This window comes from Lentzea aerocolonigenes, assembly GCF_000974445.1.
In the GTDB taxonomy this organism is placed as follows: domain Bacteria; phylum Actinomycetota; class Actinomycetes; order Mycobacteriales; family Pseudonocardiaceae; genus Lentzea; species Lentzea aerocolonigenes.
The window spans coordinates 14,810-36,601 of sequence record NZ_BBOJ01000018.1 but is presented as its reverse complement, the minus strand read 5'-3'; the positions used below and the strand labels follow the sequence as shown (position 1 = coordinate 36,601).

Below are 21,792 nucleotides of genomic sequence, written 5' to 3'. Positions count from 1 at the left end.
GTCCGTCCAAGACCGAGTGCGCAAGCCCGATACCGCACGAGTATCGTGCCTGATCATGGAGCTGCGGACGCTGCGCTATTTCGTCGCGGTCGCCGAGGAACTCCACTTCGGCCGGGCCGCTCGACGGCTCCACGTGAGCCAGCCGCCGCTGAGCCGGGCGATCAAGCACCTCGAGAGCGACCTGAAGACCACGCTGCTGCACCGCTCCCCCGCCGGCGTCACGCTCACCGACGCCGGACAGATCCTGCTGCACGAGGCGAAGGCGTTGCTGGACCACGCCGACCGAATCCGCACCAAGCTCGCGCGCAGGACGCTCACCGTCGGAATGCTCGCCGACCACGGCGCGGCGAGGGTGGCGGCCGCGTTCCGGGAACAGCACGCGGGCGTCGAGATCCGCATCCGCGAGACCGACCTGACCGACCCCACGTGCGGCCTGCGCACCGGGCAGGTGGACGTCGCACTGACGCGCGGCCCGTTCGACGAGACCGGGCTGAAGACCCGGATCCTGCGCCGGGACCCGGTCGGCGCGGTCCTGCGCGCGGACGACCCGCTCGCGCACCGCGAGCACCTCACCACCGCGGACCTCGCCGGCCGCGAGTGGTTCCAGTTCCCGGACGGCACCGACGAGATCTGGCGGAACTACTGGAACGGCGGCGAACCACGCCGCGGTCCGACCGTGCGCGGAGTGCAGGAGTGCGTGCAGTCGGTGCTGTGGAACGGATCCGTCGGTCTCGCGCCGCTCGGTCACGACCTGGGCGAACTGAAGGTCGTGCCGCTCACCGACCTGCCGCCGAGCCCCGTCGTCCTCGCGTGGCGCGAGGACGATCCGCTCACCAGGGCGTTCGTCGAGGCGGCGACGAAGGCCTACACCGCGTGGACCGACACGGCGTAGTCGCCGCCGCGGAACTCCTCTCGGTCCCAGGTCGCGAACCGCTCGACCAGCCGCAACCCGGCCCGCGCGCAGTGCTCGTCGTACTCCCGCACCGTGTACCCGCGGTTCAGGCTGAACCCGGCGACCAGCAGCTTCCCCACGTGCCTCGCGACGCCCGCGACCAGCGCGTCCTGCGTGCCGGGCGCGGTGAACAGCGGCACGTTGCCCGCCATGACGACGACGTCGAACGTGCGCCGCAGGTCGAGCTCGGCCAGATCGGACCGCACCCACGTGATGTCCGGCGCGTGCTGCCGCGCGTAGTCGAGCATCGACTCGTCGAGGTCCGCGCCGACGACCTCGATCCCGTGCCTGGCCAGCTCGATCGCCACGCGCCCGGTACCGCAGCCCGCGTCCAGCACGGTCTTCGGCTCGTACGCGCGCACGAACGTCGCCTCACCGTGCACGTCCATCCCGGACTCGGCGAGCGAGTCGAACCTGCGCTGGTACTCGTCTCCATCCCACACGCCGTGCAGCATAGATCCGAAGATCGGCGGATACCGTCCGTGTGAGAGCGCTGCCAAGGTCGAAGACATGAAACGCTTTCTGCTGGCAGTGGCGTTGCTCGTGGCGGCGGCCTCTCCCGCGCACGCCGCACCCGTCCGATGGGTCGGCACCTGGGCCGCGGCCCCCTCCTCGGGCGTGGGCACCGAGACCGGCTATCCGAACTACTCGATCCGCAACACCGTGCACGTCAGCGCCGGCGGCAGAGAGATCCGCGTCCGCCTGTCCAACGCCTTCGGCCGCACTCCCGTGGTGTTCGGCCAGGTCACCGTGGCCCGCGCGGCCGGCCCGGACACACCCCTCGCGCTGCCCGGCACCATGCGCACGCTGACGTTCGGCGGCGCGCAGTCGATCACCGCCCCGCCCGGCGCCGACGTGGTCAGCGACGGCGTGGCGCTGACCGTCCCCGCCGACTCCGACCTGCTGGTCAGCGTCTACACGCCAGAGCCAGGCGGCCCGGTCACCTTCCACAACCTGGCCATGCAGAACTCGTACTTCACCCGCGACGGCAACCACACGACCGAGGAGTCCGCCGCCGCCTTCCGCGAACGCACCACCAACTGGCACTTCGTCTCCGGCGTGGACGTCCGCTCCTCCGCCCTGAGCGGCAGCGTCGTGGCACTCGGCGACTCGATCACCGACGGCGCGAACTCGACGTGGGGCGCCAACCTCCGCTGGCCCGACCAGCTCGCCGACCGCATCAACACCCGCATGGGCGTGCTGAACGCGGGCATCAGCGGCAACCGCCTCCTGCGCGACGGCGAGTGGGCGGGCCCCAACGCCCTGGCCCGCCTGAACCGCGACGTGCTGACCCAGTCCGGCGTCCGCTCCGTCATCGTCTTCGAGGGCATCAACGACATCCAGCAGACCCCGCACGAGACCGACCCGGCGAAGATCATCGCGGCGCTGAAGCAGATCGCGTCCAGAGCACACGACCGCGGGCTGCGGGTGATCGGCGCGACGATCACGCCGTTCAAGGGCTGGAACAGCTACACCGAGGAGCTCGAGTCGGTGCGGCAGACCGTGAACGCGTTCATCCGCACCGGCAAGGACTTCGACGCCGTCGTCGACTTCGACGCGGTGATCCGTGATCCGGCGGATCCGCAGCGGATCCGGCCGGACTACGACCAGGGCGACCACCTGCACCCCGGCGACAAGGGGTTCGAGGCGATGGCGAACGCGGTGAAGATCGCGACCCTCTGACGGCTCAGAGGAAGATCGCGATCGGGTTCAGCTCGTCGTACGGCGTCGGTGAGGCGACCCTGCCCAGCCGCACCGGCACGTCGAACAACCGCCCCGGCGCGAACCGCGCCCAGAACCCGCGCAGCCCCGGCACGATCACCTTCACCACCGGCAACCCGATGTCCGGCCGCGTCTGGTCGAGCACGAACACCTCCAGACCCGCCTTCTCCAGCCGCGCCTGAACCTCCAGCAGGTCGGTCAGCAGGTCGTCGGAGGCCGTGTACGAGTGCTGCACCGGTGAACCCGACGGCAGCAGGTAGGGCTGGTTCGCCACCGTGGCGGTGGAGAGCCAGTGCCGCAGGTCCGGGTCGTCTGCCCAGCCGCCCGCCAGCACGGACGGCATCATCTGGTTCACCTCGGTCAGCGCGCGCCGCAACGCCAGCGCCGGGTCGAGGTGGGCGCCGAAGCCCATCATGATGTCCTCGCGCTCACCGGAGGTCTGCCGGGACAACGCCACCACGACGGGCACGCCGAGGTCGGACGTCAGGTCGAGCGCCCACACCTCGCGGCCGAGATCCGCGTGCACGGACCGGAACGAGTCGATCCACGGATCACCCGCCAGGTCTACCGGCGGCTGGGAAGTCCTGTTGTACCACCACAACGCGGCGGCATCGCGTTCGACGAGCTCCAGCATTCCTTGCAGGACCGCGTCCTCCAGCGACGACCCGGCCGCGTTGCCGTTCGAGTCCGCCATCAGCCGCTCGTCGGGATCGGCGTCGAAGTAGAGCAGACCCGTTGGCAGGAAACGGTGTTCGCCACGGGTCAGCGACCACACGGGCGTCCAGTCGATCTCGGCGCCCTCGTCGAACGGAGCGCAGACGTGCTGGAAGTCCGAGTGCGCGGCGTTCCACGAAGCGCGGTCGTCGAACTGGCGCGGGTCGTACAGCTGGACGTCGTCCGGGTGGATCGCCTGCGCGCCGAGCGAACGGTAGCTGCCGCGCACCCGTTCCTCGTCGCCGTCGGCGTGGGCGCTGTGCCGTTCCAGCGCCTCGCACAACGCGCCGACCTCCGCGTCCAGCGCCGTGACGCCCTTGCCGCCGTTCTGGGAGCGCAGGGCGGACCGCAGGTGCGCGGCGCCGCGGCTGCCGAGTGCGAGGTTCGGGCCGGACAGGAAGGCGTTGAAGAACGCCGGGCCGCGGTCGTCGCGGACGACGTCCCTCACCACTCCCGTCACCGGGCTGATGAGGTGGCGGTAGGCCGCCAGCACCTCTTCCGGCGTCGAGGAACGGTGCCCGCCGCCCGCGGTGTGCACCTTCGGCCGGGAGGTCAACGCCACGGGACGGCGGGCCTGCTCGCTCACCAGGGCCGGGTCACCGCAGGAACGGCACTGCGGACGGGCGGAGACGGCATGCCGCCTGCCCGTCAGGTCACGGCTGTCGAACGTCCACACGGCCCGCTGGCCGTCGTACCGGTGACCGGCGACCCACTTGGCCGCCTCCAGTGCCACCAGGTTGAGCGCGACGGCCTGCAACGGCTCGAAGACCAGGGGCGGGCGGGGTATCGCGCCCGGCAGGCCGAGAGCGGAGCTCACGTGGGCCTCGGCGGCCCGGTTCGCCCACAACCGGTGGGAGAGGCAGTGGTAGCACGGACCTGATCCCGGCGTGAAGAACGGGCCGATGAACACCTTGGCGCCCACGGGTTTGGCCAGCAGCCACGGACGGCCGGCGGCACGGAGCTTGTCGTCCACTTCGGACAGACCGTCGACCAGGTAGTCGGACACCAGCACGACGGTCAACGAGCCGTCGCCCTCGGCGATCGGCGGCAGTTCGGCGTCGATGCCCAGCGTGATCACGTCGACGTCCGGCGTTCCCACGGGTTCGACGCCCACCGCGTCCCAGTAGGCGGAGCCGGACGTGCGCACGCCGACGAGCCCGGCCTGCGCGAGCTGGGTCAGCAGACCCGCTGCGTGTTCGGGTGAGGCGTCGAGCTCGCGACGCACCGCGGCCAGGTCCCTGCTGCCGTCGAGCAGCGGGGCGAGCGCCTCGACGTGGGGGCCGCGCAACGCGGTGGTGTCCTCTTCTGAGAACACGTACACCGCGTCGCCCGGTACCACCTCGGCACGCAGGTGCCGCTTGAACCCGATGTGGTGCGACGTCACGCCACAACAGCGGCGCGAGTGCCGCAGATGGTGGCGCGGGTGGTGCAGAAGCGGGCGAGACAGATGCTCCCGGCGACCTCGGCGCGGGTCTGGGTCCACCGCACGTCTCCGCCGACGCCGGCACCGTCGAACGTGTCGATCAGCAGTCCGGTCTGCCCGCTCGGCGCGGCGCCGAAGACGTGCTCGAGCTCGGCCGTGAAGTCCTTCATGGCAAATCTCCCCTCGTAGACCCGTCTCATCCTGGGGTGGGCGCGATCGCCGCGAACAGGTCACGAACCGGCCACGTGTGAACGGTCGGGCCGCTAGCTTGGAACGGTGGCCGATCAATTCGCCGCCCTCGTCCGCCACCACCGCAGGCGCGCCGGGCTGACCCAGGAGGCCCTCGCCGCCCAGTCGGGGGTGTCGGTCAGCACGATCCGCGGCGTCGAGACCGGCCGGCGCACCAACCCGCAGCTCGCCTCGGTGCGACGGCTCGCGCAGGCACTCCGGCTGCAGGAGAGCGAACAGGAGGAACTGCTCGCCGCGGCGGGTGGCAGACCGTCGGCGGACCGGCCCGTGCCGCGCCAGCTGCCGTCCCCTCCCGCCGGGTTCACCGGCCGCGCCCGCGAGCTGGCCCTCCTCGACACGGCCGCACTCGTGGTGGTGTCGGCGCTCGGGGGCACCGGCAAGACGGCGCTGGCGTTGCACTGGGCCCACGGGCAGGCCGAACGGTTCCCGGACGGCCAGCTCCACGTGGATCTGCGCGGTTTCGGTCCCGGCGCCGACCCGATGCGGCCCGCGGACGTCCAGCGCGCGTTCCTCGCCGCGTTGGGCGTCGACGGTGACTCCGTGCCTGCCGACGACCAGGAACGGACCGCGCTCTACCGCAGCGTCACGGCGGACCGGCGGCTGTTGCTGGTGCTCGACAACGCCGCCGGATCGGACCAGCTGGTGCCACTGCTGCCCGGTGGCGGCTCCTGCACCGTGGTGGTGACCAGCCGGGTGGCGCTGACCGGGCTCGTCGCGACGCACGGCGCGGTGCCGGTCCCGCTCGGCGTGTTGTCCGGCGCCGAGGCCCGCGCCCTGCTCGCGACCCGGCTCGGCGAGACCCGCCTGGCCGCGGAACCGGACGCGGTGACCACGATCGTCGAACGCTGCGCCGGCCTGCCGCTGGCGCTGGCGATCATCGCCGGACGCGCCCGCGTGCGCCCGGACGTGCCGCTGAGGTGGATCGCGGACGAGCTGCGCGACCGGGCGGCGCGGCTGGACGCGCTCGACACCGACGAGGGCGGGATCAGCCTGCGGTCGGTCCTGTCCTGGTCGTACCAGGCGCTCAGTCCCGAGGCGAGCCTGCTGGCGGGCCTGCTCGCGCTCGCGCCCGGCGCCGACCTCAGCGCGGCGGCGGTCGAGTCGCTCAGCGCGGTGCCACCCCGGAAACCGTTGGCAGAGCTGGAAGCCGCGAGCCTCGTGGGCAGGTCCGCCGACGGCCGGTACCGGATGCACGACCTCGTCCGGCTGTACGCGCGGGAACAGGCGCTGGCGCTCGTCCCCGAACGGACGCGCTCCGACGCCCTGCGCCGGTTGGTCGACTTCTACCTGCACACGGCGTTGCCCCTGGCGACCTCACTGGCCCCGCACATCCCGCCGATCGAGCTGGCAACGCCCGCCGCGGGATGCCGTCCGCTGACCGGCGCCGACCCGCTGACCTGGTTCGGCGCGGAGCACGCCGGTCTGCTGGACGCCCAGCAGGCAGCCGAGCGGCACGGCTGGCACACCCGTGTCTGGCAGCTGGCCTGGGTGCTGAACACCTACCACTACCGGACCGACCGGATGGACAGCCAGCGCGAGACGTGGCAGCGCGGGCTGACGGCCGCGCGGCTGCTCGGCGACCCGGTCCTGCTGGGCAGGGCACACCGGCTGCTCGGCGACGCGTGCGCCCGGCTGCACCTGCCGGAGGCGTTCGACCACCTCCACGCGGCGCTCGCGATCGTCGAGCGAGGTGACGACCTCGACGAACGCGCGCACACCCACCGGTCGATCACGGTGGCGTGGGCAGAGCTCGGCGACCACGAACGCGCTCTGGAACACGCGACCACGGCACTGGAGCTCTTCCGGGCCTCCGGCTTCACCGCCCGCGAGGCCGAGGCGTTGAACGCCGTCGGCTGGCACACCGCCAAGCTCGGCCGCTTCACCGAGGCGCTCCCGCTCTGCCGGCGGGCGCTGGAGATGTGCCGCGGCCTGCACCACCAGAGCGCCGCGGAAGCGTCCACTTTGGAGGATCTGGCCTTCATCTACCAGCACACCGGGCGACTGGTCGAGGCCGCCGAGCACTACCGCGCGAGCGCCGCGGTGTGGGGCGGCCTCGGTGATCGCCACCACGAGGCGGAGTCGTTGCGCATGCTCGGCGAGGTCCACCGCGCGCTGGGCGAGGCCGACCAGGCCCGCACGGTCTGGCGGCGCGCGGCCGGCCTGTTGCGCACCACCCGTCACGCCGCGAAACTCGCGGAACTGGAAGACCTGATCACCGGAGTCGTGCGACGTCGCCGGTGAAGCCGCCCGAACGTTGTTCCTGCACTGTCCCCCCAGACACGTTGCTGACCAACAACTCCACGTTACCGCGTGAAGCGGTGCTGCGCCGCCACCTCCCACGGCCGCACAGCCCGGTCGAGGAACATCAAGCTGTCCATGCGGCAGTTGCACGCGTTGCCCTCACGGGTGTTCTGCGGATAGCTGCCACCGATCTTGATCCCGCGCGGGTCGGTGGCCGACGCCAGGTCCGGTTCCGGTTCGCCTTCGAGCTTCCACGGGTCACCGGCGACGACGTACCGGCCGGTCAACGGCTTCCCGTTGCGGTACAACGCCATCGAACCGGTGTCGAAGTCGAACGTCGCCGCGAGGAACACCCATTCACCGTCCGGCAACAGCTTCTTCCAGTCCTCCGCCGCCGCGAACGTCTGCGAGTCGCCGCCGTCGACACGCCGGGCCAGCGCGACGAGCTTCAGCTCGCCGTCGACCTGGATCAGCTCCAGCAACGCCCGCACCGCGTGGCCGTTCGAGTCACCGGACAGCACGCCGGCCAGACCGATCGCGCCGTACAGGTCGTCCGGGTTGGCCGAGTTCGAGTTCGGGGCCGGGTTCTGGCCCGTCATCTTCACCCAGCCCATGATCGACGCCTGGCGCGCGCCGTTGAACGGCCTCAGCGTCGGCACCCCGGTCTCGCTGTACAGGCCCGCCTTCCAGTCGTCGTTGCCCGCGGTCGCCGGGTTGATCTGCTTGAGCTGCAACGACGTGCGGCTGCGCCGGAACGCGCCGTCCCGCACGCGCATGGCGGCACCGCCGTTGATCAGCGACAGCGCGGTGCCGGAGCGGCCGCGGTCCTGTTCCAGGGCCGCGTTCCCGCGCACCGGGTGTTCGAAGTCGTAGTACGCCACCAGGTTGCGGTGCAGGGTCGGCAGCACCGTGCCGAACGTGGCCTGGGCGGGTGCGGCCAGTCCTGCGCAGAAGGCGAGGGCCACCCCGAGAACCAGCGGTCGTCTCATCACGCGACTCCCTTGCCGTGCACGCGCAGATCGCGCAGCCTGCCGATGTTGTCGAACGAGCCGAAACCCACGCGCCCCGAGGAGAAAGTCCTGTCCACGGCGGTCATCAACGGGTGCGGCGACCCGTCGAGGTACACCGCGATCTCGCCCGAGTCGGCGCAGTGCCTGACCCGCACGCGGTGCCACTCGGTGTCCGTCACCGCGGGGGCGGCGCCGACGGAACGTTCGGCGTCCCACTGGTGGTCGAGCCGCAGCCGGTCCGCGTTGTTGACGACGAAGATCCCGTTGTGCGGGTAGATCCTGTTGTCGGACGACAGATGCGCGTAGTAGAACTCCGTGTCCGAGCGGTAGCCGAACACGATGATCACGTCCCTGTTCGACTCCGCCACCGGCGTGTCCAGCCGCACCTGTGCGTCCAACTGCATCGAGCCGAACGCCGGCCCCTTCGAGAGAACGGCGTACTCGAACGGTCGACGAGGACCTGGGCGCGGAACTCCCGGCTGGGCCAGCACGACCTCGCGGCCGGGGAACTGCCAGAGCGCCGGGGTCACCGGTGCCCACGACCGCGCGGATCCGGTGCCGGTGACGAAGTCGTGGCCGGTGCGACAGGAGGCGAAGGTGCGAGCACCCGTCACCTTCCAGATCTTGCCGTTCGCCTTGGCCAGCACGTAGAGCTCACCGGCGGCGTCCCGCCCGAAGCGCAGGTCGACGCGGTTCGGGTCGTTCACGAGTGCCTTGAGCGTGGTCAGCTGGCCGTCGGCGTAGACCATCATCTCGCGCGTGACGGCCATCGGCCTGCCGGTGCGCATCTCGCGTTCTTCCGCGTAGTAGATGAGGCCCTTCACGCCCTCGCCGTAGATGTACTTGCCGCGCAACGACGGGATCTTCGCACCGCGGTAGACGAACCCGCCCATCAACGCGTTGCCGCTGTCGGCGCACGGCCGCGACGAGGCGAGCCGGTTGTGGTCGAACGCCGTGACGGGATAGGTGTAGCCGTACTTCGCGTCGTCGGCGGGCAGCGGGAACACCCCGCACGACGGGTCACCGCGGCGGAACTCCCAGAGCCCTTCCCGTTCGCTCCAACCGAGGTTGGCGCCCTTGCGGACCTCGTAGACCGAGTCGACGGCCTTCTCGCCGATGTGGCCGAGGAACATCCTGCCGTTGTCCCAGCTGAACCGGTACGGGTCGCGCATGCCGTACGCGTAGATCTCGCCGAGCGCGCCTGCCTTGCGCACGAACGGGTTCGAACGCGGGATCCCGTACTGGCCGTTCACGCCGTTGCGACCGGCGGGGTCGATGCGCAGGATCTTTCCCTGCGGCAGCGCGAGGTCCTGCGGCACGGTGGTCGAGACGCCGATGCCGCCGTCGCCCGACGCGAGGTAGAGCAGGCCGTGGTCCTCGTCCCACCACCGGGCGGTGGGGTTGAAGCCGATCTCCTGGAAGCCGTGGATGAACGACGCGTAGCCGACCCGCAGGATCTCGCGGCGGGTGCCGGAGAAGACGTCGGCGGCCGGATCCGACACGGTCCACTCGGTGATCACACCGTGGACCTGCGTGTCGGCCGGTGACGGCAGGTCCGGCTTCTTGGACGTGAGCGCGGAACCGGTCTCGGTGTGCACGGTGTAGAACTTGCCGTTGCGCCTGAAGTCCGGGTGGAACGCCGCGAACCCGAAGCCGCTGCCCAGCCCTCGGTGGGAGTGGAAGTCGGGGCCGACGGCCGCGCCGAGGTCGAGGAACACGTGCTGCACCCCGTGGTCCAGCAGGTACAGCTTGCCGTTCATGTCGGGCACGAACAGCCGTCCGGAGCCGTCGGGCACCTCGCCGAGGTAGTTGATCCGGTTGTAGCGCTTCAACCTGCTGTCGGTCGGCGGCGGCACCGGCTTGGACTCCGGCAGCCGCGCGACCTCGGTGAGCTCCAGGCCGATGCCGGAAGCGCCCGGCGTCGGCAACGGGTCGGCGATCGGCGCGTCCGGCTGGGCGGACGCGATGGGCACGAACAGCGCTGAGAGCACGAATGTTGTGACAGCGAGCCGGAAGAACCGTCTGGACATCCCCACCACCCCGTGGGTCAGGAAAGCGCTTACCAGGCGGCGGCTTGCCAGACTTTACCCACCGGGTGACAGGTGTCACAAGACTTCTGTCACGTCCTGTCATGATCAATCGTGTTCTGTCACCGCGCCCAGCAGATCACGGATGTGCGCGGTCGCCGCGGCGAACTCCTGGCGCGCCATCGTCTCGGAGTAGTCCCTGTTCGCCGGCAGGTCGACGTCGATGACCTCCTTGACCAGCGCGGGCCGCTGCGTCAGCACCACCACCCGGTTCGCCAGGTACACCGACTCCGCGATCGAGTGCGTCACGAGCAGCACCGTCGTGCCGGTCTCCCGCCACACCCGATGCAGCTCCACGTTCATCTGCTCGCGGGTCAACGCGTCGAGCGCGCCGAACGGTTCGTCCATCAGCAGGACGCGCGGCCGGTGCAGCAGCGCGCGGCACAACGCCACTCGCTGCTGCATGCCACCGGACAGCTCGTGCGGCAGGGCGTTCTCGAACCCCGAGAGCCCGGTCATCTCGATGAGCTCGTCGGCCCGCCTGCCCGCCTCCGCGGAGTTCATGCCCCGCATCTCGGCCTGCAGCAGGATGTTGCGCCGCGCCGAACGCCAGTCCAGCAACGCCGCCCGCTGGAACACGAACCCGATGTCGTGCCGCGGCCCGCGCACCGGCTCGCCGAGCAGCGTCACCGACCCGGACGACGGCTTCAGCAGGCCGGACACGAGCTTGAGCAGCGTCGACTTGCCGCAGCCGGACGGGCCCACGATGGACACGAACTCGCCGGGCGCGACGTCGAGCGAGACGTGCCCGATCGCGGTGGTCTCCGCGCGCTTCGACTGGAAGCGCACGGAGACGTCGGTGATCGCGACGGCGCTCATCCCTTCGGAGCCACGCTTTCCTCCCAGTACGCCGAGGGCTCGGACGCCTTGCCGATGATGCCGGTGCGCTGGAACGTGTCGATGGTCTTCTTCCAGTCCTCCGCGGTGTTGACGCCCGGCGCCTTGCCCTTGGTGGCGTCGGTGTGCAGCAGGGTCAACGTGGTCTTGAACTGCTCCAGCACGACCGTCGGCGACGGCAGCTGCTCGGCCGCGCCCTTCATCGACTCGGCCGCCGCCTCCGGCGCCTTCTCCGCCGCCGCCCACGCCTCCTGCGTCGCCGCGACCATCTTCCGCACCAGCTCGGGATCCTTCTGCAGCATCGTCTTGCTGGTGAGCAACCCGTTGCTGAAGTAGTTCAGCCCGAACTCGGAGAACCGCAGGTACCCCACGTCCTTGCCGGACTTCTCCTTGATCGTCGGCCCCTGGTCGGACGCGAAGCCCAGCAGCACGTCGGTGCGCCCGGAGATGACCGCGGCCATCTTGCCCGCGGGATCGATGTTCTGGATCGAGACGTCCGACTCCTGCATCCCGTTCTGCTTGAGGAACGCCGGGAAGGTCTTCGTCAGCGCGTCACCCGCGGTCGTGGCGACGGACTTCCCCTTGAGGTCCTCCGGCTTCTTGATGTTCTTCTCGGCGAAGAACTGCACCGAAGCGGGCGTGGTCTGCAGGAACACCCCGATGCTCCTGGCCGGTACACCCTGCTCGACGGCCGTGGCGAGCGCGGACGTGTCAGCCCACCCGAAGTCCGTCTGGCCGGCACCGGTCGCCGTCACGGTCTTGCCGGAGCCCTGTCCCGCCTGGATCTTGAGCTTGATGCCGTGCTTGTCGAAGATGCCCTGCTTGACCCCGTAGTAGAACGGCGCGTGCTCGCCGTACGGGTACCAGTTGAGAGTGAGCGTGACCTCCTTCGCCTCACCGCCGGACTCCGCCTGGCCACCACCACCGCAGGCGGCGACCACCAGCACCGCGGGAAGAAGGCCTGCGAGCAGTCTTTTCATGTTCCGCCTTTCGCCAGAAGGGTTGTGACGGCGGCGCCCCGCCTGCTGGCGTGCCACGGCAGCAGCAGCTGTTCGGCGAGGTCGAGCAGGAGGAAGAGGAGGATGCCGACGACCGAGATGACGATCAGGCCCGCGAACAGCATCGGCGTGTCCATGTTGCCGTTGGCCTGCAGGATCACGTACCCGAGACCCTCGTTGGACCCGACGAACTCCCCGACGACGGCACCCGTGACGGCCAGCGTGACGGCGACCTTCAGCCCCGCGAACAGGTGCGGCAGCGCGGCCGGGAAGCGGATCTTCACGAACGTCTTGACCGGCCCGCCGCCCATCGTGGCCGCGAGCTCGAGCATCTCGGTGTCGACCGACTTGAGCCCGGTGACCGTCGAGATCACCACGGGGAAGAACGCCATCAGCACGGCCACGACCACCTTGGGCTCGAAGCCGAAGCCGAGCCACACCACGAACAGCGGCGCGATGGCGATCTTCGGGATGACCTGCGCGAACAGCAGGATCGGGTACGCGGTGCTCTCGATCGTCCTGGAGTAGACCATGGCGACCGCGACCAGCACGCCGAGGACACCGGCGACGACGAACCCGAGAATCGTCTCGCAGGTCGTCACCCAGGTGTGGCCCCAGAGGTACGACCACTTGTCGACGAGCAGGTCGAAGGTCTTGGCCGGTGACGGCACGAGGTAGGCCTCGACCAGGCCGGTGACGGTGACGAGGTGCCAGATCACGAGACAGGCGACGAGCAACGCGGCAGGGCGCCACGTTCGCTCCACCAGTCCCCTCCAGCGGTCTCCCGAAACCGGTTCCACCGAGCCCCCCTAGGTCGGAAAGCGCTTTCCGCCTCACGCTATGGCGGGCTGACTGGCCGGTCAAGGTGGAGGATCGATCCAGTGGACTGGACAACTGAGCGGCCGAGGTCTGATCAAGGGTTCAGCGCTTCCAGGCCGGTCAGCCGCTCCCGAACTCCACGTGACACCTGCACTTCGCCCGACACGCGGACCTCGCTCGCCGATCACGGCACCGGCGCGTACGTGTTCCCCGCGTGGTCGCGCCCACGCGCCAGATAGATCCGGTGCGAGCCGCCCTTGAGGAACCGGACCGTCGTCGGCATGTACCTCATGGTGTAGCCGCAGCGCCGCAGGGAGCTCCGGTTCGGCGGGCTGCCGTGCACCAGCATGGCCGAGTGGACGCTGCACGCCCCGCGCTCCAGTTCCACGTCCACGGCGCGCGACTCGTCGACCAGCGTCTCCTGGTTGAAGAACGAGTCCTCGTTGCCCTGGTGCTCGACGGGTGCGAGGTGGCTGCCGGGGATCACGCGCAGGCAGCCGTTCTCGGTCGTCGACGGGTCGATGGCCAGCCAGACCGTGATCGCGTCGCCTGCCGGTGAGATGGTGTCGCGCCAGAAGTGCGCGTCCTGGTGCCACGGCACGGGTTTGCCGTCGCCCGCCGGTTTGCAGATGAAGTGGGACGAGAACAGTGCGATGTCCGGGCCGATCAGCGACTCGACGAGGTCCAGCACGCCGGGGTCGAGCAGCCACTCGAACAGCGCCGGGTCGGTCAGGTGCGGCACGTCCATGTGCTCGGGGCGCTCCCCCGCCGGCAACGCCGCCAGCTTGCGTTCGAAGAAGGACGCCAGCGCCTCGAACTTCGGCGAAGTCAGCAGGCGCTCGTGCGTCTCGTAGCCGTCGGTCTGGAACATCGGGTCACCTCACGAGTAGGCCGGTCTCCTTGTCGTAGCGCAGAACGCGGGCAGCGGGAGCGTCCACCGTCACCGTCGTGCCCACGGCGGGTTCGTCGTCCTCCGGCACGACGTAGCCGATCTGGTCCTCGCCGCAGTCGAGCGTCACCAGCGAGGTCACGCCCAGGTTCTCCACAATGGACACGACGCCGGTGAACAGGCCTTCGGACGCGGGCGACAGGTACTCCGGACGGACACCGACCACGACGTCCCCGCGCGGCACCAGGTTCATCGGGGTCGAGCCGATGAAGTTCGCCACGAACGTGTCGGCGGGCCGCTGGAAGACCTCGCGCGGTGTGCCGATCTGCCGGATGCGGCCCTCGTCCATCACCGCGATCCGGTCGGCCAGCGCCAGTGCCTCGGCCTGGTCGTGCGTGACGAAGACGGTCGTCAGCGCCAGTTCGCGTTGCAGCTTCTTGAGGAAAGTCCGGGCCTCCAGGCGCAACCGAGCGTCCAGATTGGACAGAGGTTCGTCCAGCAGCAGCACCTCGGCCGACGCGGCGACCGCGCGGGCCAGCGCCGCGCGTTGCTGCTGGCCGCCGGAGAGCTGGCCGGGCCGGCGGTCCAGCAAGCCGCCCAGGCTCAGGCCGCCTGCCGTGCGGACGGCGGTCTCCTGCTGCACGGACTTCGCGGCGCCGCGCACCCGCAACGGGTACGCGATGTTCTCGGCCACCGTCATGTGCGGGAACAACGCGTAGTCCTGGAACACCATCGCCACGCGGCGGTCACCGGGCTGGAGCCGGGTGACGTCGCGCGTGCCGATGCGGACAGAACCGTCGGAGGCGCCCTCCAGGCCCGCGATGGTGCGCAACAACGTGGTCTTGCCGCAGCCCGACGGGCCTAGCAGGGCGAACAGTTCGCCGTCGGAGATCTCGAGGTCCAGCGAGTCCACCGCCCGCACCCCGTTGGGGTAGACGGTGGAGAGACCGGCGATCGTGATGCCCGCCATCAGCTCTTGATGCCTCCGTGGAATCGGAACCCGTACCGCTTGCTCACGAACAGGTACAGCACGACGACCGGGATCGAGTACAGCAACGAGAACACCGGGATCACCGTCAGGTTGGCGCTGCCGCCCTCGTCGTACAGGGTGCGCAACAGCACCGCCGCCGGCTGCTGGCCGACGTCGCGCAGCAGCAGGAACGGCAGCAGGAAGTTGCCCCAGGCGTTGACGAACGCCCAGACGAAGATGGTCGCGACACCGGGCCGTGCGACCGGCAGCACGACGTGGCCGAGCACCTGTCGCGGTGAGGCGCCGAACACGCGCGCCGACTCCTCGTACGAGCGCGGCACGGCGTCCACGAAGTCCTTGAGGATGAAGATGGCCGCGGGCAGCATGCCGCCCGCGATCACCAGTGCCGTGCCGAACTGGGAGTTGATCAGGCCGAGCTGGAGCATCATCACGAAGATCGGCACCATCGCGGCCGTGCCGGTGACCACGGACGACAGCAGCAACAGCAGGTACAACAGCAGATCCCGGCCCGGAATGCGCACCCGTGACAACGCGTAGGCCGCCAACGCCGCGAACACCGTCGTCACCACGGTCGCGATCACACACAGCACCAACGAGTTCACCAGCGACGTCAGCGCGTACGGGTGGTCGAAGGTCGCCACGACGTTGGCAAGAGTCCAGTCCGGCCAGCGCAGACCGAGTCCGGGCTTCGAGTCGAACGGTGCCGAGGCCAGCCACAGCATCGGCACCGCGAAGAACGCCAGCACGACCGCGATCAGCACGTAGAAGCCGATCCGGCGCACCATCCACAGAGGACTCATGCCCGCCTCCGCAGCAACCTCAGGTACACCAGTGCGATCACGAGGTTGCCCACCAGCAAGAGCATCGACATCGCGGACGCGTACCCGAGCTGCCCGCTCTCCAGCGCCTGGCGGTAGATCAGCACGGGCAGCACTTCCGACCGGTGGTTCGGCCCGCCCGCGGTCAGCAGGAACGGCGTGAAGTCGTTGGCCGTCCACAGGCTGATCAGCAGGGTGTTGGTCAGCACGTGCCCGCGGATGTGCGGGAACACCACGTCCCGCACGGTCTGCCATCCCGACGCCCCGGCCAGCCGCGCGGTCTCCAGCTGCGACGGCGGCACCGCGGCCAGAGCCGAGGTGTAGAGCAGCATCGAGAAAGCCGTGCCGCGCCAGACGTTGAAGATGATCAGGCTGGTCATCGGGTACTGGACCAGCCAGGCCGTCCGCGGCGAGCCGAGCAGCATCCCCAGCGTGCCGGTGTCGCGGCTCAGCACGGCGAACCACAGGTACGCCACGACCGTGCCCGGCAGGATCCACGACAGCAGCACGAGACCCTCGACGGTCCGCCGCAGCACCGGCCGGACCGTGCGCAGCAACCACGCCAGCCCGAACCCCAGCACGTTCTGCCCGATCACCGCGGACCCCAGCACGAACAAAGCCGTCAGCCACACCGAGTTCGTGAACAACGGGTCGCGCACGGCGTTGACGACGTTGTCCAGTCCCACGACGCGCGGATTCGCCGCCGCGGGCCCGGTGAGCTGGTAGTTCGTGATGCCGATGTACAGCGTCCAGAGCGCCGGGAAGACCAGGAAGACCCCGATCAGCACCAACGCCGGCGCCACGAATCCCACCGCGCGCCGGACGCCCAAACCCGAACTGTCCAGCCCCGAACTATCCACGGCACCGCCTGTGGTCGTCCTCGATGAACGGCGCTTTCGTCGACCACAGGTGGACAAATGCGCCGTTCATCCCGAGCAGCTCGCGTTCGCCACTAGCCGACATTCGTCTCGCCAACGGCCTTCACCAGGGCGTCGCGGTAAGCGCGAGCGGCGTCGTCAGGACTCTTGCCCGCCACCACGTCCGCGGTCGCCTGCTGCAACGCCGCCGACACCTTGGGGTAGTCGGCGAGGCCGGGCCGGTACCGGGTGATCGGCAGAACCTTCTCCGCGATGAACGTGAGCATCGGGTCGCCCTTGAGCACCTGGTCGTTGACGTCCTGCCGCTGCGTGAGCTGCGCAGTGCCCGCCAGCGACTCCTTCACGGCCTCCGCGGAGTTGAGGAACTGCATGAACTCCCAGGCCTGCCTGGGGTACTTGGTGTTCGGGTTGATCACCCGCACCCCGCCACCCGACATGCTCACGAAGTCCTGCCCGCCCACGCCCGCGCCGGCCTGGCGAGCGGGCACCAGGGCCCAGCCCAGCGTGGTGTCGCGGTCGGCCATCTTCGCCACGCCGTTGCGCGGTTCCGTCACCGAGCGCCAGAAGTAGTCGCTCTCCAGCAGGATGCCGATCTTGTTGTCGCTGAACAGCTGGAACGACCGGTCGCGGCCCTTGGCCTCCTGCTGCAGCACGGGATCGCCGAGCCCACCGCCGTAGATCTTCTGGTACAGCCCCAGAACGTCCTTGAGCTGAGCCGAATCCCCTTGCCACTTGCCGTTCTCGTAGACGGGCTTGCCCGTACCGGCCAACGCGGGCAGCACTCCCTGCATGGTCGTGGCCTCGCCCATCGCCGTGCCGGCGTTGAGCTGGATCGGCGTGACGCCGGGCAACGCCTTCAGGCGAGCACCGGCGTCCAGCACGTCCTGCCACGACCGCGGCTGCCAGTCCGCGGGCAACCCGGCCTGCGAGAAGAGCTTCTTGTTGAAGAACAGCACCCGCCCGTCGGTGCCCATCGGCACGCCGTACCGCTTGCCGTCGAACTCGCCGAGCCCTTGCACCGCCTTGGGAATCTGGGTCCAGCCGTCCCAGTCGGTGTTGCCGACGACGTCACCGAGAGGCTTGATCTGGCCAGCCTGCGCGAACTCGCCGAGCCAGATGCCGTCGATCTCGATGATGTCGCCGCCACCGCCGGTCTTGAGGTCGAGCGCCACCTTGGTCTTGAAGTCCTCGTCGCCGGCGCCGTTCTGCTCGAACTTGATCGTCGCCGTGACGCCCTTTGCCTTCTGCTGCTCGGTGAACTTCGGGATCACCCAGTTCTGCAACCAGTTCGCGCCACGCGCGTTCTTCCCGCCCGCCGCCGCGTTGGCGACGATCGTCAGGGTGATCTCCTTGGCGTCGGCGTTTCTCGCCTGGTCGCCCTGCTGCGTCTGTCCCAGACATCCCGCCAGGAGGCCGCACACCGCCAACAGCCCGAACGTCGTCGTTCGCCGCATCCGTGATCTCCCCACCCAGAGGACCAGCCGGTACGTCAACGACCAACATGGCACTGGATCACCACGGCCACAAGCTCTCAGCACCCTCTCAGTGGGCGCCTGCGAGGCTGGCGCCCGAAGGGGGTAGATCAACAATGCAGCTCCTGCTCGCGGCCGCCCTGGCTGCGTCAGCCCTGGTGTCGCCGCAGCTCAGCGGACCATTTCCAGTCGGAACGTTCGACGCTCACCTCGTCGACTCCGCGCGCCCCGACCCGTTCGGGCCGGAGAAGAACCGGGAACTGATGGTCACCGTCAGCTACCCGGCCCAGCGCAGAGGCCGGCCGGCGCCGTGGCTGAGTCCCGGCCTGGCGGCGACCCTCGACCCGATCATTTCCAGCCCCGCGTACCTCGGCATCCCCGCGGGCACGGTCGACTGGTCCGGCACGCGCCGCCAGGCCCGCGTGGACGCCCCGGCCGTGCCTGGCAGGTGGCCCGTCGTGCTCTTCTCGCCAGGGCTCCAGACACCGCGCGAGTTCTACGCGGGCACCGCCGACGATCTGGCGAGCCGCGGGTACGTGGTGGTGACGGTGAGCCACACCCACGAAACGGTGGCCGTCGAGTTCCCCGGCAACCGCGTCGAGCGCGGCCTGATGCGGGACGCCGAGCAGGCGACGATGAAGAAGGCCATCGACGCGCGGGTCGCCGACATGCGGTTCGTGCTCGGCGAGATCCCGAGCCTGCACCGGTGGGCCGACACGAGCCGAGTCGGCATCGCGGGGCACTCCTACGGCGGCTACACCGCGGGCGAGACGATGGCGCACGACCGGCGGTTCGACGCGGGCATCAACATCGACGGCGCCATGGAACACACCGGCGAGGGCGGCACCTACGCGCCCGGTGAGGTCGTCACCAAGGGCCTCGACCGGCCGTTCCTGTTGTTCGGCGGTGATCTCGGCGAACGGGAGCTCTCCCACGTCGACACGAGCCTTACCAGGACGTGGGCCGACTTCTGGCCGAACCAGCGCGGCTGGAAGCGGGACGTGCACCTCGACGACGGCGCGCACCTCGGCTTCAGCGACCTGCAGTGGGCGGTGCCGCAGATCGGCCAGATCGCCCCGGAACGGCGAGCGGGACTCATCGGCACGATCGACCCGCGCGACGCGCTCAAGGCCCAGCACGACCACTTGGCCGCGTTCTTCGACCTCCACCTCAAGCACCGCGGCACCACGCTGTTCGACCGGCCACGCCATCCGGGGATCCGGCTGGTGGAGTGACGCACAGCCCGCTCACAGCTGGTGGCGGTATGGTCCGAACCAATGTCTGTCGAGTTCGGCGTCCTCGGCCCGCTGCGATCCCATAACGTGGAAGAGTGACCGACCGACGCACAGTTCTGAAAACCTTCGCCCTGTTGCCCCTCGCCGGCTGCGCCACGACCCAACCCACCGCTCCGGCACCCACCACCACGACCAGCGCCCCGCCGGTGCGGCACGACGCGTTGTTCGAGCTGGAGAAGAAGTTCGACGCACGCCTGGGCGTCTACGCGTTGAGCAACTCCGGCCGGACGATCGAGCACCGGGCGGACGAGCGGTTCGCGTTCTGTTCGACGTTCAAGGGCCTCGCCGCGGCCGCGATCCTGCACCGCAACCCGATGACGCACCTCGACACCGTCGTCACCTACACCGAGGCCGACCTGATGAAGAGCTCGGCGATCACCAAACAGCACGTCCAGACCGGCATGAAGCTGCGCGACCTGTGCGACGCGGCGGTCTGCTACAGCGACGGCACGGCGGGCAACCTGCTGCTGCGCGACGTCGGCGGCCCGGCCGAGCTCACGAGGTACCTGCGCGAGCTGGGCGACACCGAGACGCGCATGGACCGCGTCGAACCCGCCATCACCGAGGCCACGCCCGGCGACCCGCGCGACACCGCCACCCCGCGCTCGCTCGGCACCGACTACCAGCGGCTCGTGCTCGGCGACGCCCTCCCGCAGGACAAGCGCGACTTCCTCACCGATCTGCTGGAACGCTCGGTCACCGGAGCCAAGCGCGTCCGTGCGGGTGTGCCGCAGGGCAGCAGGGTCGCGAGCAAGACCGGCACGGGCGACTACGGCACGCTCAACGACATCGCCGTCGTCTGGCCACCCGGCCGCGAGCCGATCCTGGTCGCGCTCATGTCCAGCAGGTCCGCCGCGGACGCCAAATACGACGAGGCGCTCCTCGCGGAGGCCGCCGCCTACGTCGTGAAGACCCTCACCTGACCGTGGACACGTCCGCCCACACGGTCTTCAGCTCCGGGAACCGGTTGTGTCCCCAGACCTGAGCCAGACCGTTGACCAGCAACAAACCGCGCTGCCGCCGCCCCAGGAACCCCATCCGCCCCAACTGCGGGAACCGGCCGGGCGTGCCGTCGTCGACCTCGACCCGCACGACCTCACGTTCCGGAAGGCACAAAATGCGCGCACGGCGCGGCGGGGCAGCGTGGTGGTAGGCGTTGCTCACGAGTTCCGTGGCCACAACCATCACGTCGACCACGACGTTCTCGTGCATTCCTCGAAGAAGACGGCGCACCTCCGCTCGCACGTCCGCGAGCGGCATGACCCCCTCCGGTAGGACGAGGTCCAATCGCTCGCTGGACCGTCCTGCAATACCCATCAGCATCTCCCCGTGCCCTGGTGGTTCAAGGCAGCAGGATCCGTACCCACTGGAACGCAGATCGAAACCCACCGAACTGGAATCAGAGCTCCCGGGGAAGATCGGCCCACACCACGGTGCCGCCGTGCGCCCTGTCGACACCCCACCGGTCCGACAGTCGCGCGACCAGGACCAGGCCATATCCCCGCTGCGGGCGCGAGACCTTGCGCAACGGCGGGTGCGCGCGGGCGTCGTGCTCGATCTCGACACGAATTTTCGATCTCTCCACGACGACGCGCAGGAACGACGGTTCGGAGGTGTACCGGTAGGCGTTGCTGACGAGCTCGTTGACCACCAACAGCACGTCTGCGACGCAGTCGGTGTCCTCTCCCGTCAGTTCGAGCCGCACCCAGCGCCGGACGGTCGCCAGACTCGGCCGTTGCCTGCCCAGGGGCAGATGAGCCGGCTCACCCGTCCTCGCTGCCTGGTCGCGCGCCAAACCGCTCCTCGGTCAGTTGATCAGTTCGGGCGCGGGTTACCCAGGTGCATCGGCGGCCAAACCAACCAACGTTCGTACCGGTCACACGCGCCGGGGTTCGACCTGGAACGCACGCCGCAGCTCGCACAACGCGTAGTGCGTCCGCGACTTCACCGTCCCGGTCGGCACGCCCAGACACACAGCAGCCTCGGTGTACGTGCGCCCGTTGTAGTAGAGCTCGGTGAGCACCCGTCGGTGTTCATAGGACAGTGAGGCGAGCACGGCGTCCATGACCAACGCGTCGACCACCCGCTGCGCGTGGTCCGGCACCGGTTCCGGTTCGTGCTCACCGGTCTCGTGCGGCCGGACCGTCCGCGCCCGTGCCCTGTCGATGACGACGTTGCGGGCCACCGTGATGAGCCAGCCGCGGGCGGAGGTTCCGTCGCCGAACGACTCGGGGTGCCGCCACGCGCGCAGGAAGGTCTCCTGCACCACGTCCTCGGCCGCCGCCCGGTCTCCGGTCAGGCCCGTCGCGTAGTTCAGCAGGCTGTGCTGGTGGGTGTCGTAGAGCACGCGGAGGAAGTCGTGCATGCCGGTCAGTGAAGGCGCCGCCGTGCCGACAG

At 69.7% G+C, this 21,792-nt stretch carries 21 protein-coding genes; 5 read left to right on the top strand and 16 right to left on the bottom strand.

Annotation, left to right across the window (positions count from 1 at the left end; translation table 11 throughout):
- The first annotated feature begins 55 nt into the window (after positions 1–55).
- The gene (locus AOM45_RS32190; RefSeq protein WP_030472288.1) at positions 56–892 is read left to right on the top strand and encodes a LysR family transcriptional regulator; all 837 of its coding nucleotides are present in this window, start codon (positions 56–58) and stop codon (positions 890–892) included.
- Here the strand turns inward: AOM45_RS32190 and AOM45_RS32185 are convergent.
- Entirely contained in the window at positions 865–1,395 is a 531-nt protein-coding gene (locus tag AOM45_RS32185; protein ID WP_236703906.1) for a class I SAM-dependent methyltransferase, read from the bottom strand. The genes AOM45_RS32190 and AOM45_RS32185 overlap by 28 nt on opposite strands.
- A gap of 67 nt (positions 1,396–1,462) precedes the next feature.
- Here AOM45_RS32185 and AOM45_RS32180 point away from each other — a divergent pair, with 67 nt between their 5' ends.
- Complete coding sequence (locus AOM45_RS32180; protein WP_030472286.1) at positions 1,463–2,635, top strand: SGNH/GDSL hydrolase family protein; 1,173 nt, start codon at positions 1,463–1,465, stop codon at positions 2,633–2,635.
- Between the two features lie 4 nt (positions 2,636–2,639).
- Here AOM45_RS32180 and AOM45_RS32175 read toward each other — a convergent pair whose 3' ends face one another.
- Both AOM45_RS32175 and AOM45_RS50000 read right to left on the bottom strand, forming a co-directional pair.
- On the bottom strand, positions 2,640–4,772 hold the full coding sequence (locus AOM45_RS32175) for a TOMM precursor leader peptide-binding protein (protein WP_030472285.1): 2,133 nt from the start codon (positions 4,770–4,772) through the stop codon (positions 2,640–2,642).
- Positions 4,769–4,981: a hypothetical protein gene (locus tag AOM45_RS50000; protein WP_030472284.1), complete on the bottom strand. Its 213-nt coding sequence runs from the start codon at positions 4,979–4,981 to the stop codon at positions 4,769–4,771. The genes AOM45_RS32175 and AOM45_RS50000 overlap by 4 nt, the downstream gene beginning before the upstream one ends.
- Positions 4,982–5,087: 106 nt before the next feature.
- Here AOM45_RS50000 and AOM45_RS32170 point away from each other — a divergent pair, with 106 nt between their 5' ends.
- Positions 5,088–7,301, top strand: coding sequence for an ATP-binding protein (locus tag AOM45_RS32170; RefSeq protein ID WP_051784509.1), 2,214 nt, complete (start codon positions 5,088–5,090; stop codon positions 7,299–7,301).
- A 62-nt stretch (positions 7,302–7,363) separates the two neighbouring features.
- Here the strand turns inward: AOM45_RS32170 and AOM45_RS32165 are convergent, their stop codons facing one another.
- The 10 genes from AOM45_RS32165 to AOM45_RS32120 all read right to left on the bottom strand — a co-directional run bounded on the left by AOM45_RS32165 (position 7,364) and on the right by AOM45_RS32120 (position 18,082).
- The gene (locus AOM45_RS32165; protein WP_030472282.1) at positions 7,364–8,290 is read right to left on the bottom strand and encodes a LamG-like jellyroll fold domain-containing protein; all 927 of its coding nucleotides are present in this window, start codon (positions 8,288–8,290) and stop codon (positions 7,364–7,366) included.
- Complete coding sequence (locus tag AOM45_RS32160) at positions 8,290–10,341, bottom strand: PQQ-dependent sugar dehydrogenase (RefSeq protein WP_035913112.1); 2,052 nt, start codon at positions 10,339–10,341, stop codon at positions 8,290–8,292. The genes AOM45_RS32165 and AOM45_RS32160 overlap by 1 nt, the downstream gene beginning before the upstream one ends.
- 105 nt (positions 10,342–10,446) lie before the next feature.
- A complete protein-coding gene (locus tag AOM45_RS32155) occupies positions 10,447–11,217 on the bottom strand; it encodes an ABC transporter ATP-binding protein (RefSeq protein ID WP_051784508.1) in 771 nt (256 codons plus the stop codon).
- Positions 11,214–12,215 carry an ABC transporter substrate-binding protein gene (locus AOM45_RS32150; RefSeq protein WP_030472279.1) on the bottom strand — a complete coding sequence of 334 codons (1,002 nt, stop codon included), beginning with the start codon at positions 12,213–12,215 and terminating at the stop codon, positions 11,214–11,216. Before AOM45_RS32150 ends, AOM45_RS32155 begins: the two co-directional genes overlap by 4 nt.
- Complete coding sequence (locus tag AOM45_RS32145; protein ID WP_236703905.1) at positions 12,212–12,997, bottom strand: ABC transporter permease; 786 nt, start codon at positions 12,995–12,997, stop codon at positions 12,212–12,214. Before AOM45_RS32145 ends, AOM45_RS32150 begins: the two co-directional genes overlap by 4 nt.
- Positions 12,998–13,236: 239 nt before the next feature.
- Positions 13,237–13,923 carry a phytanoyl-CoA dioxygenase family protein gene (locus tag AOM45_RS32140; RefSeq protein WP_030472277.1) on the bottom strand — a complete coding sequence of 229 codons (687 nt, stop codon included), beginning with the start codon at positions 13,921–13,923 and terminating at the stop codon, positions 13,237–13,239.
- Between the two features lie 4 nt (positions 13,924–13,927).
- Positions 13,928–14,911, bottom strand: a complete 984-nt coding sequence (locus AOM45_RS32135) for an ABC transporter ATP-binding protein (protein ID WP_030472276.1) — start codon at positions 14,909–14,911, stop codon at positions 13,928–13,930.
- Positions 14,911–15,732: a carbohydrate ABC transporter permease gene (locus AOM45_RS32130; RefSeq protein WP_030472275.1), complete on the bottom strand. Its 822-nt coding sequence runs from the start codon at positions 15,730–15,732 to the stop codon at positions 14,911–14,913. Before AOM45_RS32130 ends, AOM45_RS32135 begins: the two co-directional genes overlap by 1 nt.
- Positions 15,729–16,553 (bottom strand): carbohydrate ABC transporter permease, encoded by an 825-nt coding sequence (locus AOM45_RS32125; RefSeq protein WP_201780105.1) that lies wholly within the window; start codon positions 16,551–16,553, stop codon positions 15,729–15,731. Before AOM45_RS32125 ends, AOM45_RS32130 begins: the two co-directional genes overlap by 4 nt.
- Positions 16,554–16,702: 149 nt before the next feature.
- The gene (locus AOM45_RS32120; protein ID WP_030472273.1) at positions 16,703–18,082 is read right to left on the bottom strand and encodes an extracellular solute-binding protein; all 1,380 of its coding nucleotides are present in this window, start codon (positions 18,080–18,082) and stop codon (positions 16,703–16,705) included.
- Positions 18,083–18,216: 134 nt separating this feature from the next.
- Between AOM45_RS32120 and AOM45_RS32115 the strand changes: the two genes are divergently transcribed.
- A complete protein-coding gene (locus tag AOM45_RS32115) occupies positions 18,217–19,335 on the top strand; it encodes an alpha/beta hydrolase family protein (RefSeq protein ID WP_162185745.1) in 1,119 nt (372 codons plus the stop codon).
- Positions 19,336–19,430: 95 nt separating this feature from the next.
- Positions 19,431–20,318, top strand: coding sequence for a class A beta-lactamase (gene bla / locus AOM45_RS32110; RefSeq protein ID WP_030472271.1), 888 nt, complete (start codon positions 19,431–19,433; stop codon positions 20,316–20,318).
- On the opposite strand, the gene AOM45_RS32105 is transcribed toward bla, so the two are convergent.
- The 3 genes from AOM45_RS32105 to AOM45_RS32095 form a co-directional block, all read right to left on the bottom strand.
- Positions 20,311–20,655 carry an ATP-binding protein gene (locus tag AOM45_RS32105; RefSeq protein WP_156249751.1) on the bottom strand — a complete coding sequence of 115 codons (345 nt, stop codon included), beginning with the start codon at positions 20,653–20,655 and terminating at the stop codon, positions 20,311–20,313. The two genes, bla and AOM45_RS32105, sit on opposite strands and share 8 nt — an antisense overlap.
- Before the next feature lie 139 nt (positions 20,656–20,794).
- A complete protein-coding gene (locus AOM45_RS32100; RefSeq protein ID WP_051784505.1) occupies positions 20,795–21,190 on the bottom strand; it encodes an ATP-binding protein in 396 nt (131 codons plus the stop codon).
- Between the two features lie 81 nt (positions 21,191–21,271).
- Positions 21,272–21,760: a sigma-70 family RNA polymerase sigma factor gene (locus AOM45_RS32095; protein ID WP_051784504.1), complete on the bottom strand. Its 489-nt coding sequence runs from the start codon at positions 21,758–21,760 to the stop codon at positions 21,272–21,274.
- Positions 21,761–21,792: the final 32 nt, after the last annotated feature.

What these genes read in the sequence shown, in the direction of transcription:
- AOM45_RS32165 (WP_030472282.1), bottom strand. Translation starts at nt 8,290, where the DNA reads ATGAGACGACCGCTGGTTCTCGGGGTGGCCCTCGCCTTCTGCGCAGGA.
- AOM45_RS32115 (WP_162185745.1), top strand. Translation starts at nt 18,217, where the DNA reads ATGCAGCTCCTGCTCGCGGCCGCCCTGGCTGCGTCAGCCCTGGTGTCG.
- AOM45_RS32160 (WP_035913112.1), bottom strand. Translation starts at nt 10,341, where the DNA reads ATGTCCAGACGGTTCTTCCGGCTCGCTGTCACAACATTCGTGCTCTCA.
- AOM45_RS32140 (WP_030472277.1), bottom strand. Translation starts at nt 13,923, where the DNA reads ATGTTCCAGACCGACGGCTACGAGACGCACGAGCGCCTGCTGACTTCG.
- AOM45_RS32120 (WP_030472273.1), bottom strand. Translation starts at nt 18,082, where the DNA reads ATGCGGCGAACGACGACGTTCGGGCTGTTGGCGGTGTGCGGCCTCCTG.
- AOM45_RS32190 (WP_030472288.1), top strand. Translation starts at nt 56, where the DNA reads ATGGAGCTGCGGACGCTGCGCTATTTCGTCGCGGTCGCCGAGGAACTC.
- AOM45_RS32130 (WP_030472275.1), bottom strand. Translation starts at nt 15,732, where the DNA reads ATGAGTCCTCTGTGGATGGTGCGCCGGATCGGCTTCTACGTGCTGATC.
- AOM45_RS32180 (WP_030472286.1), top strand. Translation starts at nt 1,463, where the DNA reads ATGAAACGCTTTCTGCTGGCAGTGGCGTTGCTCGTGGCGGCGGCCTCT.
- AOM45_RS32150 (WP_030472279.1), bottom strand. Translation starts at nt 12,215, where the DNA reads ATGAAAAGACTGCTCGCAGGCCTTCTTCCCGCGGTGCTGGTGGTCGCC.
- AOM45_RS32155 (WP_051784508.1), bottom strand. Translation starts at nt 11,217, where the DNA reads ATGAGCGCCGTCGCGATCACCGACGTCTCCGTGCGCTTCCAGTCGAAG.
- AOM45_RS32105 (WP_156249751.1), bottom strand. Translation starts at nt 20,655, where the DNA reads ATGCCGCTCGCGGACGTGCGAGCGGAGGTGCGCCGTCTTCTTCGAGGA.
- AOM45_RS32095 (WP_051784504.1), bottom strand. Translation starts at nt 21,760, where the DNA reads ATGCACGACTTCCTCCGCGTGCTCTACGACACCCACCAGCACAGCCTG.
- AOM45_RS32135 (WP_030472276.1), bottom strand. Translation starts at nt 14,911, where the DNA reads ATGGCGGGCATCACGATCGCCGGTCTCTCCACCGTCTACCCCAACGGG.
- AOM45_RS50000 (WP_030472284.1), bottom strand. Translation starts at nt 4,981, where the DNA reads ATGAAGGACTTCACGGCCGAGCTCGAGCACGTCTTCGGCGCCGCGCCG.